The organism is Blautia sp. Sow4_E7 (assembly GCF_052116245.1).
Taxonomy (GTDB): Bacteria; Bacillota; Clostridia; order Lachnospirales; family Lachnospiraceae; genus Blautia_A.
The window spans coordinates 1-17,122 of sequence record NZ_JBQKLL010000020.1 but is presented as its reverse complement, the minus strand read 5'-3'; the positions used below and the strand labels follow the sequence as shown (position 1 = coordinate 17,122).

Sequence of the window (17,122 nt, the reverse complement as noted above, 5' to 3'; positions counted from 1 at the left end):
GTATGTGGAAAAAAGGCTGAGGCATCAGTCTGCCCATGGACAGGAAGATAAATCCGATTTCAAGGCAGCATTGAACAGAACCCTGCTCCACATTGTATTTGTAATCGTTAATTATACGATTACATATAAGTTGCAAAGTGAATTATAAATATTTACTTAGAAACAGGAGAGAAAGAATGAGTACAGACAGATACACAAGCCCTTTGTCTGAGCGCTATGCCAGCAAGGAAATGCAGTACATTTTTTCACAGGATATGAAATTCCGCACCTGGAGAAGACTCTGGATCGCTCTGGCAGAGACTGAGAAGGAGCTTGGACTGAACATCACCCAGGAACAGATCGATGAACTGAAGGCTCACGCAGACGACATTAACTATGATGTTGCCAAGGCCCGTGAGAAGGAAGTACGTCACGATGTTATGTCCCATGTATATGCTTACGGCGTACAGTGCCCGAAAGCAAAGGGAATCATCCACCTGGGAGCAACATCCTGTTATGTAGGAGATAATACAGACATCATTGTTATGACAGAAGCCCTGAAGCTGGTTCAGAAGAAACTGGTAAACGTAATTGCAGAGCTTTCCAAGTTCGCTGACAAATACAAAGATCAGCCTACCCTTGCATTTACCCATTTCCAGCCTGCACAGCCTACTACAGTGGGCAAGCGTGCTACACTTTGGACACAGGAATTCATGATGGATCTTGAGGATCTGGAATATGTCCTTAGTACCATCAAGCTTCTTGGATCAAAGGGAACCACAGGTACACAGGCAAGCTTCCTGGAGCTCTTTGATGGAGACCAGGAGACCATCGACAAGATCGATCCAATGATCGCTGCCAAGATGGGCTTTAAGGAATGCTATCCGGTATCCGGACAGACTTATTCCCGTAAGGTAGACACTCGTGTTGTAAATGTGCTTGCAGGAATCGCAGCAAGTGCACACAAGATGTCAAACGATATCCGCCTTCTTCAGCACTTGAAGGAAGTGGAAGAGCCATTTGAGAAATCCCAGATCGGATCCTCCGCTATGGCGTATAAGAGAAATCCAATGAGAAGTGAGCGTATCGCTTCCCTTTCCAGATATGTAATGGTAGATGCCCTGAACCCGGCAATCACCTCTGCAACCCAGTGGTTTGAGAGAACCCTGGATGATTCCGCAAACAAACGTCTTTCCGTACCGGAAGGCTTCCTTGCAATCGACGGAATCCTGGATCTGTGCCTGAATGTGGTAGACGGCCTTGTGGTTTATCCGAAGGTGATTGAGAAGCACATGATGGCTGAACTGCCGTTTATGGCAACTGAGAACATTATGATGGATGCAGTAAAAGCAGGCGGAGACCGTCAGGAGCTTCACGAGCGCATCCGTGAGCTTTCCATGGAAGCAGGAAAGAATGTAAAGGTAGAAGGTAAGGACAACAACCTTCTTGAGCTGATCGCAGCAGATCCTGCATTTAATCTGACTCTGGAAGAGCTTCAGAAGACCATGGATCCGAAGAAATATGTGGGACGTGCCAAAGAACAGACCGAGGCCTTTATTGCCAAGGTGGTAAATCCGGTTCTGGATTCCCACAAAGAAATGCTTGGAATGACAGCAGAAATTAATGTCTGATAAAAATAAATTCGATCAAACACAGGAGGAATTTGAGTTATGATCAAAGCAGTAGTTGGAGCAAACTGGGGAGATGAAGGTAAGGGTAAAATTACCGACATGCTCGCTGAGAAAGCTGATATTATCGTTCGATTCCAGGGTGGCGCAAATGCCGGACATACCATCGTAAACGACTATGGTAAGTTTGCACTTCACACTCTGCCGTCAGGTGTATTCTACGGACACACCACAAGTGTGATCGGCAACGGTGTTGCACTGAATATCCCTGTATTTTTCAAAGAGTACAATGAAGTGATCAGCAAAGGTGTTCCGGCCCCGAAGATCCTGATCTCTGACAGAGCACAGATGGTTATGCCATACCACATTCTGTTCGACCAGTATGAGGAAGAGCGTCTGGGAGGCAAATCCTTCGGATCTACCAAATCCGGTATCGCACCTTTCTATTCTGACAAATATGCAAAAATCGGTTTCCAGGTAAACGAGCTCTTTGATGAGGATCGTCTGAAAGAGAAGCTGGCAAGCGTTTGCGAGACAAAGAACGTTCTTCTTGAGCATTTATACCACAAACCGCTTCTGAATGTGGACGAGCTTTTTGCAGAGCTGATGGAATACAAGAAAATGGTTGCACCATATGTATGCGACGTTTCCCTGTATCTGAATAACGCACTGAAAGAGGGCAAAGAGATCCTTCTTGAGGGACAGCTTGGAACCCTGAAAGATCCAGACCACGGTATTTATCCAATGGTTACATCTTCTTCTACACTGGCTGCTTACGGCGCGATCGGAGCTGGTGTACCTCCATATGAGATCCAGAAGATCGTTGTAGTAAGCAAGGCTTATTCCAGTGCTGTAGGTGCTGGCGCATTTGTTTCCGAGATTTTCGGAGAAGAGGCTGACGAGCTTAGAAGACGCGGCGGTGACGGCGGAGAGTACGGCGCTACCACAGGACGTCCGAGACGTATGGGATGGTATGACTGTGTTGCTTCTAAATATGGCTGCCGTCTTCAGGGCGCTACAGATGTAGCATTTACTGTACTTGATGTACTTGGATACCTGGATGAGATTCCGGTTTGTGTTGCTTACGACATTGACGGAGAAATCACCACAGACTTCCCGACCACAGCCAAACTTGAGAAAGCAAAACCAGTTATCGAGAAGCTTCCAGGATGGAAATGCGATATCCGCGGAATCAAGAACTACGAGGATCTTCCAGAGAACTGCAGAAAATACATCGAGTTCATCGAGGAGAAAATCGGATATCCGATTACCATGGTTTCCAACGGACCGGGAAGAAACGATATTATTTACAGAAATAAATAATTGGGAAAAAAGCGGCAGAGGATATGCTGCTTACATGTAAGGATATGACTGCGCCGGAGGATTTTCTCCGGCGTGTGTTGTATATGGGAGAAAAGAATGAAAAATTTGAAACGTGCAGCTGCCATTCTTGGAGTGGTGGTTTTACTGGCTGTTTGCTGCCTGCCCATGATTTTCGCATTTGGCAGCGGCGACAATGCTCAGGGGAATTTTAAGGCAGCAGTAGGCAGCGTGATCCTGGTGCCTGTGCTGGCCTATGTTTTTCTTATGGTCTACAAGCTTCTGAAGAAAGAGAATAAGGAGGCAGAGGGTGAAGTGAAGAATATTATTTTTGACGTGGGACAGGTTCTGGTTTCTTATGAGTGGGAGAGCTATCTGAAGGATTTCCATTTCCAGGAAGAAGAGGAGAAGCTGATCGCGGAGAAGGTTTTTAAGAGCCAGATCTGGAATGAGCGCGACCGCGGACTTCTTCCAGAGGAAGAGTATCTGAAACAGTTTATCGCAGCAGTTCCGGTTGAATATGAGGAAGACGTGAAGCGCGTAATTGACGAATCTGAGAAGACAGTTGGAATCAAAGATTATGCAGAGACCTGGACAAGCTACCTGAAAAGTCAGGGCTACCATTTGTATGTTCTCTCAAACTATAGCCAGCTGATGCTGGATCGCACCAGACCTAATAAGATGCCTTTCTTGAAAAACATGGACGGTGTAATCTTCTCCTGTGAGGTAGGGCAGATTAAGCCGGAGGCTGATATTTATAAGACACTTCTTTCCAGATATGGCTTGAAGCCAGAGGAGAGTGTCTTCCTGGATGACCGCCCGGAGAACTGTGAGGCAGCGAGGAAGCTTGGTATTCATGCTATTGAATTCCATGATCTGAAGCAGGCTGCAAAAGAGCTGGAGAAACTTGGTGTGAAGTAGAATAGAAATATAAGTGCAAAGGATGTTTCAAAGATGAATTATTTTGACTGCCACGCAGATACACTTACGGAGATACCTACAGGAGAAACTCTGAACCAGAATTCCGGAGATCTGGATCTGAACCGGCTGGGAGATTTTGTGGAAAAATATACACAGATTTTTGCAGTGTGGAAGGATTCCCAGAAGATGGATAAAGAAGATCCGGAGAAAGAGTTTCTGTGGCTCTATCACCGGGCTATGGCCTATCTTGAGGAAGAGAACCGGAAAATCCTGTTGTGTAAAAGCGGCGAGGAAATGAAAAAAGCACACAGTATGCGAAAAGCTGCCGCCTTTTTGTCCATAGAAGACATTTCCCTTATGGGAAAATACGTGGAAAATGTGCGGAAAATGGGCTTTCGTTTTGCCATGCTTACCTGGAATTATGAGAATGAATACGGATGTGGAGCCGCTTTTGACCAGAAGAAAGGGCTGACTGCCAAGGGAAAAGAACTTGTGAAAAATCTGCTCTCACAGGATCTGGTGCTGGATGTTTCCCATCTTTCTGACCAGGGGGTAGAAGATCTGTTTCTGCTTACGGACAGACCGATCATTGCTTCCCATTCTAATGTAAGAGAGGTGTGGGACCGGCCAAGAAATATCAGAAGTGAGCATTTGAAAGAACTGATTCGCAGAAAAGGGATTATCGGAATGAATTTCTTTTCCAACTTTGTAGGGGAAGAGCCAGGAATGGAAGATATCCTTCGCCATATGGATCAGGTGCTGGAACTGGGAGGAGAAGACTGCCTGGCACTGGGCGGCGATTTCGACGGCTGTGCCGGAAGATTTCCCGCTGGAATGCAAGGAGTCCAATCAGTTCCAAGTCTGCGGGAAGCGCTTCTTGCCCATGGGTATCATGAGAACCTGGTGGAGAAGATTTTCTATGGAAATGCAGATCGGTTTGTAATGGAAAATGTGAGATAGAACGAGAATGGTTTCAGACGAGGTTCTGTGAAATCGGATTCGTTATAGAACCAGAGAATAGATAAAGTCAACGCCCCGGATTCTGCGAGTACTTCAGAATACGGGGCGCTTCGGGGAGGATATAAGTTAATCTCGCTTATCTTTTGTAATGCTGCGTCATCATTGAAGGGGTTCAATGAATTTGTTGGTTCATTTTACTGAACAGTCATAGTATGAACCTGTTCCTGATTTTTTATACATATGTCACAGAAAAATAGTATGAATTTTATGAAAAATCTGCAAGAAAATTTTGGAGAAAAAATAGGATTTGTGTTTTCCGGCAAAAGATGGTATAATAAATTTCAGCTGTAAAACGGCACAATTACGAAATTTTGTTGAAAAGAGGAATAAGAAATGAGCGATAAGACCATTTTAGAGCAGTGGCGTGCCATTGCCTATGACCAGCAGGCAGACCGTAATAAACTTCAGCAGTTCTGGGCAAGATATTTTAACATTGAGAAGAACATTTATGCACAGCTTCTTGAGAATCCGGACGAAGTAGTTACCGGTACCGTAAAAGAGCTGGCAGAGAAATATAATCAGGAAGTACTTACCATGGTTGGTTTCCTTGATGGAATCAACGACAGCCTTAAGATCCAGAACCCGATCGAGACCATGGATGAGAACACTACCGTAAGCCTTTGCTTTGACAAAGAGCTTCTTTACAAGAACATGGTAGATGCGAAGGCTGACTGGCTGTACAATCTTCCACAGTGGGACAAGATTTTCACTCCAGAGAAACGGAAAGAGCTTTATCTTGAGCAGAAGAAATCCGGTACTGTTGTAAAGGCACACAAGATCGGACGTAACGATCCGTGTCCATGCGGAAGCGGAAAGAAATACAAATTCTGCTGTGGCAGAAATAAATAATCGAATGTGAATATAGACCGGAATCCGGTGGATTCCGGCCGAGGGGACGGATTGCAATGGTGGATAACTGCCAGGCAATCCGTTTCGTGTATATAAGAAAGAGAGAAGAGAATTTGAGCTTATTTTGTTTTTGCGCCGGGATTTTAAGCCTGGCTTATTATGTACTGATCGTGGTATATGCTGGGATCACAGCTGATTTTGCATGGTTCTGGGTGCTGCTTACGGCAGTTTTGGAGGGAACTGCAGTGCTGATCCGCTATGGCAGAAATCATCCGGGATTTTTCCCAGGGTGGCTGGGAACTGTAGCTCTTGGGGTGGTACTGGCTGGGATTGTCTGTTTTGGCTTTCTCTGTAGCCGTATCATTTCCGGAATGAAGACGTCTGCGAAGAAAAATCTGGACTATGTGGTAGTGCTTGGCGCCCATGTAAAAGGCGACGTACCATCCAAGGCTCTGGAGCTTCGCCTGAAAGCAGCGCTGAAATATGCCAGGGAGAATGAGGATACCATTTTGATCCTTTCCGGTGGACAGGGCTTCGGGGAGGACATTACGGAAGCGAAATGTATGGAAAATTATCTGACGGCACATGGCATTTCCAGTGATCGGCTGGTATTGGAAGAAAAGTCCACAAGCACGAAGGAAAATCTGAAATTTTCTGATGAGCTTACCGGATGCAGTAAGAAAAATACGGGAGTCTTGTCTAATAATTTTCATGTGTACCGGGCGGTAAAAATAGCAGAAAAGGCAGGCTATGAACATCCATATGGAATTGCCGCCGCATCAGATCCGATCATGCAGGTGCATTATGTGGTAAGGGAAGTGGCAGCACTTATAAAGGCGAAAATCTGTGGGAATATCTGAAGGGTAACCGAAATTTTTTATCATCTTTATTTCGCAGATTATTGACAAACTTAAGGCCCGAGGCTATAATGGGACACAGTGATAAGAAAACACGTTGACGAGAAGAGTAAACTGTGGAATGTTTCAGAGAGAGGCAGGCAGCTGGAAATGCCTTATCAGGAAGCAGTCGAAAACTACCTCTGAGTGGCCCTAATCCGGTCCGGTGATTCCGTTACCATCAAATAAGTGGCCTGGTTTACAGATACGTATGCTATGGCAAGCAGGGTGGAACCGCGAGTATATTCGTCCCTTACAGTGTGAGAACATTGTAAGGGGCTTTTTTGTTTTATGTAAGTAATGTGCTAAAGTTTATATTTGTATGAGACTTTGGCGTATACTGCAAGCGAGCGAATTGAAGAAGTTATTAATTTGCCCGTCTCGTCCCTGCATGGGAGTACAAGAAAAGGTTTATTTTCAGTGCTCAGTCAAACGTTACCATACGTTTTTCGTATCAGACAGTTTCCTGCCAGATACAGTTTCAGAAAAAGAAAAGGAGACACGAATCATGATTATCACATTAAAAGACGGTTCTAAAAAAGAATACGCAGAAGCAAAATCCGTTATCGACATTGCATCTGACATCAGCGAAGGACTTGCAAGAGTTGCATGTGCAGGAGAGGTTGACGGAGAAGTAGTTGACCTTAGACATGTAGTTGACAAGGACTGTGAGTTAAGCATTCTCACATTCGAGGATGAAGGTGGAAAAGGCGCTTTCCGTCACACCACATCCCACATTATGGCACAGGCCATCAAGAGACTGTATCCAGATGTAAAGCTTGCGATCGGACCATCTATTGCAGACGGATTTTATTATGATATTGACAGCGAGAACCCGATCACTACAGAGGATCTTGCAAAGATCGAAGCAGAGATGAAGAAAGTAGTAAAAGAAGCACTTCCGATCACCCGCTTCACCAAATCCAGAGAAGAAGCAATCGCATTCTTCAAAGAGAAAAATGAGCCATACAAAGTAGAGCTTATCGAAGACCTTCCAGAAGATTCCGAGATCAGCTTCTATCAGCAGGGAGAGTTTGTGGACCTTTGTGCAGGACCTCACCTGATGACAACCAAACCGGTAAAAGCATTCAAGCTTACCAGCATTGCAGGTGCTTACTGGAGAGGAAGCGAGAAGAACAAAATGCTTACCAGAATCTACGGAACATCTTTCACAAAGAAAGCAGATCTGGACGAGTACATCAACCGTATGGAAGAGGCTAAGAAACGTGACCACAGAAAACTGGGCAAAGAGCTTGGTCTGTTCATGATAAGTGACGAAGGTCCTGGATTCCCATTCTTCCTTCCTAAGGGAATGGTTCTGAAGAACACTCTTCTTGACTACTGGAGAGAGATCCATCAGAAAGCAGGATATGTTGAGATTTCCACACCGATCATGCTGAACCGTCACCTTTGGGAGACATCCGGTCACTGGGATCACTATAAAGAAAACATGTACACAACTGTAATCGACGACCAGGATTTCGCAATCAAGCCAATGAACTGCCCGGGCGGTATCCTTGTATACCAGTCAGAACCGCGTTCTTACCGTGACCTGCCGCTTCGTATGGGTGAGCTTGGTCTGGTACATCGTCATGAGAAATCCGGACAGCTTCACGGACTTATGCGTGTACGCTGCTTCACACAGGATGATGCCCATATCTTCATGATGCCAGAGCAGATCCGTGATGAGATCAAAGGCGTAGCCAAACTGATCGACGAAGTATATCAGCTGTTTGGTTTCAAATATCATGTAGAGCTTTCCACACGTCCAGAGGATTCCATGGGAAGTGATGAGGACTGGGAGATGGCTACAGATGCTCTTCGCGGAGCTCTTGATGACCTTGGCCTGAACTATGTGGTAAACGAGGGAGATGGAGCATTCTACGGACCGAAGATCGACTTCCATCTTGAGGACTCCATCGGAAGAACCTGGCAGTGCGGTACTATCCAGCTTGACTTCCAGCTTCCGCTTCGTTTTAACTGCGAGTACATCGGAGCTGACGGCGAGAAACATCGTCCGATCATGATTCACCGTGTTGCATTCGGTTCTATCGAGCGTTTCATCGGTATCCTGATCGAGCATTTTGCAGGTGCTTTCCCAACATGGCTTGCTCCTGTACAGGTTAAAGTCCTTCCGATCTCTGACAAATACATGGACTATGCAAATAAAGTCCTGGATGAGCTGAAAGAGGCTGGCATCCGTGTTGAAATCGATACCCGTGCAGAGAAGATCGGTTACAAGATCCGTGAGGCAAGACTTCAGAAGATTCCTTACATGCTGGTTGTTGGTGCGAAGGAAGAGGAAGAGGGCAAAGTTTCTGTAAGAAGCCGTTTCCTTGGAGACGAAGGTGCAAAGGATCTTGGTGAGTTCATTACTTCTATCAAAGCTGAGATCAAGAGCAGAGAGAACCGTAAAGTAGAGGTTCAGGAAGAGAAAAAATAATTTGGACGCGCTGGCCGGATTGCCAGAACGTTTTGAAGTGAAAAAATAGGAAAGTGATTTCCATAAAAGAAAGGCGCTGCTGTGAGATGCGGCGCCTTTCTTGAAAAATGTTATAAATATTAAAGCAAATCTGCTGAGTTTAATGGCTGAGCTTGCAGGGAAGCGATGCAGCATGTTTTTTCTATGACTCAGAGAAATATTTTGCCTTAATCTCCTCCACCGGCATCTCTTTCCCCGTCCACAGATGGAAAGCCTCAGCCCCCTGGTAGAGCAGCATATACATACCGTTGAAGGTGCGGCATCCAGCTTCCCTTGCTTCCCTCAGGAAGCGTGTTTCCCGAGGATTGTAGATCACATCTGACACGATCAGATCCGGATGGTAAAGGCTGGTATCTTCAATAATAGTACCCTCTGTATTAGGTGCCATTCCAACAGAAGTGGCATTCAGAAGAAGGGCGCTTTCCGAAATGGCATGTGCCAGAGCTTCTTTATCCTTGTTTTCATGAAGAACAGCCTGGCAGGGAAGTGTGGCGTTGATATTTTCCACCAGCTTCTGTGTGCGCTCCCAGAAACGGCTGGTTTCCCGGGCAAAAATGTGGATCTTTTTTACCCCGTCCAGTGCAGCCTGTGCACAGATGGCAGTAGCAGCGCCACCGGCACCCATGACGGTGATGGTCTTACCTGTGATATCGTATCCGGCATCTTTTACGGCCTGCATATAGCCCACACCGTCTGTATTGTATCCGGTCAGGTGCCCGTTATCATTGACAACGGTGTTCACGGCACCAATCAACCTGGCAGCAGGGGAAAGCTCATCCAGAAGCTCTACGATCTTATTTTTGTTTGGCATAGTAAGGTTGAAACCGCGGATGCCGCAGGTCTTCAGTCCTGTGACAGCTGCTTCCAGATTTTCCTCATTTACATCAAAGCAAAGATACGTGTAATCAAGATCCAGAAGATGGAAAGCTTCATTGTGCATAAGGGGGGAAATACTGTGCGCCACCGGACTTCCAAGAAGTGCGGTAAGCTGTGTGTGACTGGTAATTGGAATCATAAGGTACCTCCTGAGGTTTCTATTATTGTGAAAGTTCGGGACAATCACCATAACTGAGCCAGGTTGGCATGAACAGCCTTAAGGTATTGGAACGTGAACTTTCATTTAGTTTAAAACTGGAAATCATTAAAGCGTTACTATGTATATATTATTCTATGCGAAAGGAGATGTCAAGAAATGACAAAACCCATTCAGATAAAGAATTTGACAATCGGCTCTGGAATCCCGAAAATCTGCGTCCCTCTGATCGGAACCACCAGGGAAAAAATCTGCCAGGAAGCGGAGGCTGCTAAAAAAGCGGCAGCAGACCTGGTGGAATGGCGTGCTGATTTTTTTCAGGGACTGCTTGATCCCGAAGCCTGCCAGAATGTGCTTGAAGCACTGGCTGAAATCCTTGGAGAAACGCCATTGCTTTTTACCATAAGAACCAGCGAAGAAGGCGGAAATATTTCCATTTCCCTGGAGGATTACGCTGCCTGCTGCATAAATGCCGCAAAGAGCAAAAAGGCGGATCTGGTGGATGTGGAAGTAATGGGAAATCCGGAGGAGAAGAAAAAACTGGTTGCAGAGCTTCAAAAAGAAGGTGTGAAAGTAATCGCTTCTTCCCACGATTTTGACAAAACAGACAGCCAGGAGGTGCTTCTGAACCGGTTACGGGAAATGGAAAACTCCGGTGCTGATATTTTGAAGATGGCAGTTATGCCAAAAGGTTTTGAAGACGTGGCAGCCATTATGGAAGCTACCAACGCCATGCGCCAGGAGAGTGAAAAACCGCTGGTATCCATGGCTATGGGAAGCATTGGCTCTATTACCCGTATTTCCGGAGAAAATTTCGGTTCCGGCATTACCTTCGGAACGGTAGGCGCCGCTTCTGCACCGGGACAGTTTCCAATTGGAGAGCTGAGAAGTCTTCTGGATGCTTTGCATAAGAAGAATGAAGAAGGCTGATCTGCGCAAAGAAATGCAAGTTTGCGCAGCTTATGACAGTAGATGAAACATTGAATAATAGAAAGAATCAATAATAAAATAACGAAAAATGACAGATCATGCTGTCGATTTGGGACGAGAAATTCTTAAGGTTTCCCGTCCCTTTTTGACAAAATCTGCGCCCCCTGTGACCGTATAATGGGTTCACTTACCAAAGTGAAGGATTGCCGCTGCTGTAAAAGGCAGCGGATGACAGGCCACAGGGGGCTTTTTATGTATTATGACGTATACATAGACATCGTCTTTCTGACGAATCTCTTAATGGATTACCTTCTTCTTCGCATTGTGGGAAAGCTTTTCCTGCGAAAAAGAAATCGTGGAAGGATTTTGCTGGCGGCAGCCATTGGCGCTCTGTTTTCCTGCCTCATCTTATATGTACTGCCGGATGGGATTTTTCCTGTGAAGGTGCTTTTACATGGAGGATGCGCCTGGATCATGCTGGTGCTTGGACTGGATCTTAAGAAAAACGGACTGCTGTTGAAAGCGCTGGTGACCGTTTATCTGATGGCTTTTTTTATGGGAGGGCTTATGGAAGCGGCTCCTGTAAAAAATATGACGCTGATCCGGTTCCTGGTGATGGCACTTGGAGCCTATATGGGGCTTGACGCACTGATCTATCTCAGCGATTCTTTTCGCGCCAGATGGAAAAATATTTATCCGGTCACCTTGTCCTACCAGGGCAATGTACAACAGTTTTTCGGGCTTTTGGACACAGGAAATCTGCTTGTAGACCCGATGAACCAGAAAGAGGTTTTTGTTATAAAACCTGAGGTTTTGGAAGCGATGATGCCAGAAGAAAAGGCAGACAGGCTAAGGCACCTTAAGGAGAACCCGGGGGAGCTGGAAGGTACAGAACTTACCGACCTGCACCCGCACTTTTTACCCTATCAGACCATTGGGGAGGAGGGCGTGATGCTGGCGGTGGTGTTAGAGGACCTTTGTATTCACACTCCCAGGGAGGTGATTCATGTCGCAAATCCGGTGCTGGCGCTGGCTGTGGAACCCTCTGCTTTGGGAAAAGAGTACCAGGTACTGTTAAATTCCAGAATATTGCATTAGGAGGGGACGCATCTATGAACAGATCAGCAAGTGCAGCTTATTATCCATTTCAGGTAATGCCAAGATTTCTGCTTGGCAGACAGGGAGAGGTTTATTATATTGGCGGAAGTGACATTTTACCGCCGCCGTTGGAATCCCAGAGAGAAGCGAGGATTCTTGAGAAACTTGGGACTTCTGAGGAAAAAGAGGCAAAATCCATTCTGATCGAACACAACCTCAGACTGGTGGTTTATATTGCCAAGAAGTTTGACAATACAGGTGTGAGTGTGGAGGATCTGATTTCCATTGGCACCATCGGGCTGATCAAGGCGATCAATACTTTTAATCCGGTGAAAAATATTAAGCTGGCAACTTATGCGTCCCGGTGTATTGAAAATGAGATCCTGATGTATCTGAGACGAAACAGCAAGACGAAGATGGAGGTTTCCATAGACGAACCGCTGAATGTGGACTGGGATGGAAACGAGCTTCTTCTTTCAGACATTCTGGGAACGGATGACGATGTGATCTCCAGGCGTCTGGAGGATGAGGTAGAGATCAAGCTCCTGGGAAAAGCAATCTCCAAACTTTCTCCAAGGGAGCAGACCATCATCAAGCTGCGTTTCGGACTTGGAAGGCAGGAAGGGCGGGAGAAAACACAGAAGGAGGTAGCTGACCTTCTGGGAATTTCCCAGTCTTATATTTCCAGGCTGGAAAAGCGGATCATGAAGAGGCTGAAAAAAGAAATCGTGAAGTATGAATGATGGATGACTTAAGGAAAAAAGGATGGTTGCAAGTCTTGCTAAAATGAGGGAAATAGCCAGGAATGCAAAACATAAGTGCATCTTGGAATAATAATGGCAAAATTGGAAATTCTACAATAGCATAGAGAAACACATGTAAGAAATATGTTTTACAGCAAAGGAGAATTGCTAATGAATGCCAATGTAGAATTTTTAAACTATGTATATCAGAATTCCCAGATGGGCGTGGATACCCTGGAGCAGCTGCTGGAGATCACGGAGGATGAGAAGCTTCAGTCTTATCTTGAAAAACAGCTTACAGGATACCGTAAATTTCACAATGAAGCCCGGGACATCCTGAACCGAAATGGATATGATGAGAAAGGCCTTGGCACCTTTGAAAAAATCCGCACTTACCTGATGGTGAATCTCCAGACTATGGCTGACGCCTCCACCTCCCACATTGCCAAAATGCTGATCCAAGGCAGCAGCATGGGAATCACCGAAGCCGTGAAAAAACTGCATCAGTACGAAAATGATGTGGAAAAAGACATCAAAAAGCTGATGGAGCGGCTGCAGGAATTTGAAGAGGAAAATGTGGAGAAACTGAAGGAGTTTCTGTAAGAAATAAGATGGCGGGGATAAAGGTCCTTCCAGACGAGGGAAGAATTTATCCCCGCCGCTTTTGTACAAGAATATTACACAACTATAATTAGTCAAGAGTTGGTGGCTGAAAAATTTCTTTAAGATAATCTTCTGCCTGACCTTTGGAAGGGGTAACATTTTGGGGTAAAGCTTGCATAGGTTAAGAGTCTTTATTTGGAGACGGGGCTGTCTCGGATGCGCCATATTTGTCAAGATATTCCTGGGCCTGGCTTTCAGAAAGCTGAAATTTAGTCATTAGCCTTTGTAAAATGTCATCTGAAGGGAGGTTAAAGTCCAAACACATTTCAATGGTCGCTTGGATTTTACCTTCCTCAAACGCTTCTTCACGAAACATCCGCATTGTTTTTTCTTCGTCATATTCATAAATACTCATAGCTTTCGCCTCCGCTCGGTTCTTTAGTAGAAAATCCCGTAAGATATTTTCCTGAATGCATTCGGTGATTGCTTTCTCAACAGCGTCAGAAAGTGGCAGTTCAGCAGAATAGATGCGAATGCGTGCAACATATTCAGAGTAATCTCTGAGAGTATGGCAGGCATCCATTAATTTCTGGTTGTGTCCTTTATTAATATTCAACATAATGGCCTTAAGCTCCAGTGCTGGTTCATCGGTGGCAGGACAGAAGAGACTTGACAGAAGATATTCTGTCCGGTCAGGCTGCGCTGCGGATCCATTATAAAAAATAACAAAGGAAGGCTGCGGAATCTGTACTTTAGCAGAACTATACAGGTTCATGTCTCTCGTGTAGGATGAATAAATATCTGTTATGTACATGAGAAAACGTAAAGGCAGATTGGGATTCACCGTGGATTGCTGCTCATAAAGGGCCAGGCGCATATCAATGATAAAGGAGAGGTCGTTCTTTATTGTCATGTAGATTGCGTTATCCAGTGTGGTGATGGTGAGCATTTCGGGATTTTCGTAGCTGGTTCCATTGATTGCATTGTAAAGTTTCAGTAACTCTGACTTGTCATTGAAGATCATCTTGTAAAGCCTGTCCTTATAGATTCGGTTCACAGGTAAAGGAATGTTGTTCATAAAAGACCTCCTTATAAAGATGGTGGAAGGCCTCTTATAAGATCTCCTGTGTTCTGATCAGAAACCTTCCTGCTGTTATATGGGAAAAGCATGAGATTTCTGAAGTGGCAGAGCGCCGAGGATACCAGAGATGATATCAAATAGACTTACTGAAATGAAATGCTTTGTTATAGTATAGTACAGCCTGGGCTATTTTGCAAGAAAAAGAGTTCGACAGGATTCGACAAATAACCTGTATAAAATAACAAATCCGTAACGGACATCCTAAAAAGGAAAACAGTTACGGATTTGTTATTTTCTTCGGGAAGTGTCAGAGGGCAGGGGGATTTTCCTGTTGGTAAATCCGAGGATATAGTCCGCAGAAACCTGATAGTACTTGCACAGAGCAACCAGATAACGGATCGGCATCTCATTGGCACCGCGCTCGTAACGGGCGTACATGGTCTGAGAAGTACCAAGGTATTCTGCAATCTGAGTCTGCGTCTTATCTGCATCCTCCCGCCACTGGCTCCCTGCCAGTCCAGGTGAAAAAGTCTGTTTCCGCAAAATCCCTGATCGCAGGCATGAAGTTCGGTGACAGCATTTCTTCCTTAAAAACAAGCAACGCCAAAGTGGCAGCAGTCAATAATAAGACTTTCAAGATCACAGCAAAGAAGGCAGGTAAAGCAACTATTACCGTAACTATGAAGAGCGGTGCTTCTGCAAAAGTGACAGTGACGGTAAAGAACAGCAAGATTGCCACCACTAAGATCACAGGAGTCCAGAAAACAGTAACTCTGAAAAAAGGAAAAAAACTTACTTTAAAACCGGTCTTGAATCCGATTACCAGCAGTGATAAACTAACTTATACCAGTTACAATAAGAAGATTGCAACGGTAACTTCAAAAGGCGTGGTCAAAGCTATGAAAAAAGGAAAAGCCACCATTAAAGTAAAAGCCGGAAAGAAAACGGTGACTTGCAAGGTGGTGGTCAAATAAGGAGGAAAGAGAAAATGAAAAGAACCTGGATTTTGATCGCAGCGTTATTGGCTGTGCTTTTGCTGCCGGTTCATGTGCGTGCAGAAGAGACTCAACGGAAAACGTATACGGTACAAAATGGTCGTCTATGTGATGAGACTGGAAAGACTTTTTATGGCTGGAGAGTAGAGAATGGGAAAAAATTCTATTATGCCGGTGGGAAAAAGTGTACTGGATGGAAGAAAATAGGAAAGCTATATTATTATTTTGATAGGAAGAACGGGCTTGCGAAAAACAAAATTGTGGGTTCTAAGAAAAAAGGCTATTACTATGTAGACAAGAATGGGATCAGGGTAACCAACAAAGAAGTAAAACAGGCTGTAAATTTTGTGGTAAAGAATTCCGATCCAAAAGCCAGCAGCCGCCAACGTTTAAAACAATGCTTTAAGGCCTTATGCAAATATCCATATTTTGGCAGATATTATAAGGTAAGTGCATCTAAAATGCCTTCGTTTGCAAAAAGTATGTTCTCGTCCAAGCGAGGGGATTGTTATTATTATGGAGCGGCAATGGCGTATATTGCAAGAGTCCTTGGCTATGAAAGCCGTGTGGCCGGAGGGGGAGTTACTGCTCGCGGAGCCGGCTATCCGTTGTCAGAGCATGGATGGTGTGAAGTACGGATTGGTTCTTCATGGCGGATGATTGATTGCAGTATGCAGAGAGCACATACTAATAAGAACCTGTTTCTGGTAAAAAGATCCAGCTATCCATTCCGGCTTCGCTACGATCAGGTATATACAATGCAGATAAAAAATGGAAAACTGACCTGGAAATAGGACTTTTTTATCTGAAAAAATGTTGGATAGTAAGTTACACAAAAAAATATCAACTTTTTTGTAAAAAGTGCTTGACGATTCCTTGCGGCAGTGGTACTATAAATAAGCTGTCGCAAGGAATTGCTTCTGAAATGCTGAAAAATAAATTAGTTTTCAGAAAATTCAAATTAACTGTTGACAATCGACTGAACTTATGGTAAAGTAATCAAGTCGCTTAAACAGAACGACAGAAACAAACAACTTTAGATACGGTCTGAAAGATCTCAAAAACTTTTGAAAAAAGTGCTTGACAAGATCTGGAAGATATGATAAAGTAAATTAGCTGTCGCAAAGAGCTGACAGCGAACAACCTTGATAACTAAACAGTGAAACACATACGATTCTCGAAAATTTCTTTATACAATTCATTTTCGAATGAAACTTTTAAAAACAGTAATGACGAGAGATAACTAAGCTAGTTGGTTGTCTTGAGTACATCAAACACTTTATCAGAGAGTTTGATCCTGGCTCAGGATGAACGCTGGCGGCGTGCTTAACACATGCAAGTCGAACGGGAAATACTTTATTGAAACTTCGGTCAATTTAATTTATTTCTAGTGGCGGACGGGTGAGTAACGCGTGGGTAACCTGCCTTATACCGGGGGATAACAGCCAGAAATGGCTGCTAATACCGCATAAGCGCACAGAACCGCATGGTTCCGTGTGAAAAACTCCGGTGGTATAAGATGGACCCGCGTTGGATTAGCTAGT

Annotated in this window: 16 protein-coding genes and 1 rRNA gene; 14 read left to right on the top strand and 3 right to left on the bottom strand. The window is 44.7% G+C overall.

The genetic code is table 11. The features are described 5' to 3' along the window. Nucleotides 1-176 precede the first annotated feature (176 nt). The 7 genes from purB to thrS all read left to right on the top strand — a co-directional run bounded on the left by purB (nucleotide 177) and on the right by thrS (nucleotide 9,056). On the top strand, nucleotides 177-1,610 hold the full coding sequence (gene purB / locus ACTQ50_RS11915) for an adenylosuccinate lyase (RefSeq protein WP_441484389.1): 1,434 nt from the start codon (nucleotides 177-179) through the stop codon (nucleotides 1,608-1,610). 39 nt (nucleotides 1,611-1,649) lie between these two features. Beyond that, on the top strand, nucleotides 1,650-2,930 hold the full coding sequence (locus ACTQ50_RS11910; RefSeq protein WP_441484388.1) for an adenylosuccinate synthase: 1,281 nt from the start codon (nucleotides 1,650-1,652) through the stop codon (nucleotides 2,928-2,930). 96 nt (nucleotides 2,931-3,026) lie between these two features. Then, nucleotides 3,027-3,848, top strand: coding sequence for an HAD family hydrolase (locus ACTQ50_RS11905; RefSeq protein WP_441484387.1), 822 nt, complete (start codon nucleotides 3,027-3,029; stop codon nucleotides 3,846-3,848). Between the two features lie 33 nt (nucleotides 3,849-3,881). Beyond that, nucleotides 3,882-4,808, top strand: a complete 927-nt coding sequence (locus tag ACTQ50_RS11900; RefSeq protein WP_441484386.1) for a dipeptidase — start codon at nucleotides 3,882-3,884, stop codon at nucleotides 4,806-4,808. Between the two features lie 393 nt (nucleotides 4,809-5,201). Then, on the top strand, nucleotides 5,202-5,717 hold the full coding sequence (locus ACTQ50_RS11895) for an SEC-C metal-binding domain-containing protein (protein WP_226817821.1): 516 nt from the start codon (nucleotides 5,202-5,204) through the stop codon (nucleotides 5,715-5,717). 56 nt (nucleotides 5,718-5,773) lie between these two features. Then, nucleotides 5,774-6,577 carry a YdcF family protein gene (locus tag ACTQ50_RS11890; protein WP_441484385.1) on the top strand — a complete coding sequence of 268 codons (804 nt, stop codon included), beginning with the start codon at nucleotides 5,774-5,776 and terminating at the stop codon, nucleotides 6,575-6,577. A 544-nt stretch (nucleotides 6,578-7,121) separates the two neighbouring features. Then, entirely contained in the window at nucleotides 7,122-9,056 is a 1,935-nt protein-coding gene (gene thrS, locus ACTQ50_RS11885; protein WP_441484384.1) for a threonine--tRNA ligase, read from the top strand. 181 nt (nucleotides 9,057-9,237) lie between these two features. Here thrS and ACTQ50_RS11880 read toward each other — a convergent pair whose 3' ends face one another. Further along, the gene (locus ACTQ50_RS11880; RefSeq protein ID WP_441484383.1) at nucleotides 9,238-10,110 is read right to left on the bottom strand and encodes a shikimate dehydrogenase; all 873 of its coding nucleotides are present in this window, start codon (nucleotides 10,108-10,110) and stop codon (nucleotides 9,238-9,240) included. A 177-nt stretch (nucleotides 10,111-10,287) separates the two neighbouring features. On the opposite strand from ACTQ50_RS11880, the gene aroD reads away from it, so the two are divergent. The 4 genes from aroD (at nucleotide 10,288) to ACTQ50_RS11860 (ending at nucleotide 13,502) form a co-directional block, all read left to right on the top strand. Next, the gene (gene aroD, locus ACTQ50_RS11875) at nucleotides 10,288-11,058 is read left to right on the top strand and encodes a type I 3-dehydroquinate dehydratase (protein WP_441484382.1); all 771 of its coding nucleotides are present in this window, start codon (nucleotides 10,288-10,290) and stop codon (nucleotides 11,056-11,058) included. Between the two features lie 252 nt (nucleotides 11,059-11,310). After that, nucleotides 11,311-12,156, top strand: coding sequence for a sigma-E processing peptidase SpoIIGA (locus ACTQ50_RS11870; RefSeq protein WP_441484381.1), 846 nt, complete (start codon nucleotides 11,311-11,313; stop codon nucleotides 12,154-12,156). 14 nt (nucleotides 12,157-12,170) lie between these two features. Beyond that, the gene (sigE, locus tag ACTQ50_RS11865) at nucleotides 12,171-12,899 is read left to right on the top strand and encodes an RNA polymerase sporulation sigma factor SigE (protein ID WP_441484380.1); all 729 of its coding nucleotides are present in this window, start codon (nucleotides 12,171-12,173) and stop codon (nucleotides 12,897-12,899) included. Nucleotides 12,900-13,070: 171 nt separating this feature from the next. Next, entirely contained in the window at nucleotides 13,071-13,502 is a 432-nt protein-coding gene (locus tag ACTQ50_RS11860) for a hypothetical protein (RefSeq protein ID WP_226817814.1), read from the top strand. A gap of 181 nt (nucleotides 13,503-13,683) precedes the next feature. On the opposite strand, the gene ACTQ50_RS11855 is transcribed toward ACTQ50_RS11860, so the two are convergent. Next, a complete protein-coding gene (locus ACTQ50_RS11855; RefSeq protein WP_226817813.1) occupies nucleotides 13,684-14,580 on the bottom strand; it encodes a hypothetical protein in 897 nt (298 codons plus the stop codon). A gap of 291 nt (nucleotides 14,581-14,871) precedes the next feature. Further along, nucleotides 14,872-15,126, bottom strand: coding sequence for a helix-turn-helix domain-containing protein (locus ACTQ50_RS11850; RefSeq protein ID WP_226817812.1), 255 nt, complete (start codon nucleotides 15,124-15,126; stop codon nucleotides 14,872-14,874). Between ACTQ50_RS11850 and ACTQ50_RS11845 the strand changes: the two genes are divergently transcribed. The 3 genes from ACTQ50_RS11845 to ACTQ50_RS11835 all read left to right on the top strand — a co-directional run. Then, the gene (locus tag ACTQ50_RS11845; RefSeq protein ID WP_441484379.1) at nucleotides 15,105-15,557 is read left to right on the top strand and encodes an Ig-like domain-containing protein; all 453 of its coding nucleotides are present in this window, start codon (nucleotides 15,105-15,107) and stop codon (nucleotides 15,555-15,557) included. The genes ACTQ50_RS11850 and ACTQ50_RS11845 overlap by 22 nt on opposite strands. Nucleotides 15,558-15,571: 14 nt before the next feature. Then, nucleotides 15,572-16,372 (top strand): transglutaminase domain-containing protein, encoded by an 801-nt coding sequence (locus ACTQ50_RS11840; protein WP_226817810.1) that lies wholly within the window; start codon nucleotides 15,572-15,574, stop codon nucleotides 16,370-16,372. 485 nt (nucleotides 16,373-16,857) lie between these two features. Further along, a 16S ribosomal RNA gene (locus ACTQ50_RS11835) occupies nucleotides 16,858-17,122 on the top strand; the annotation flags it as partial.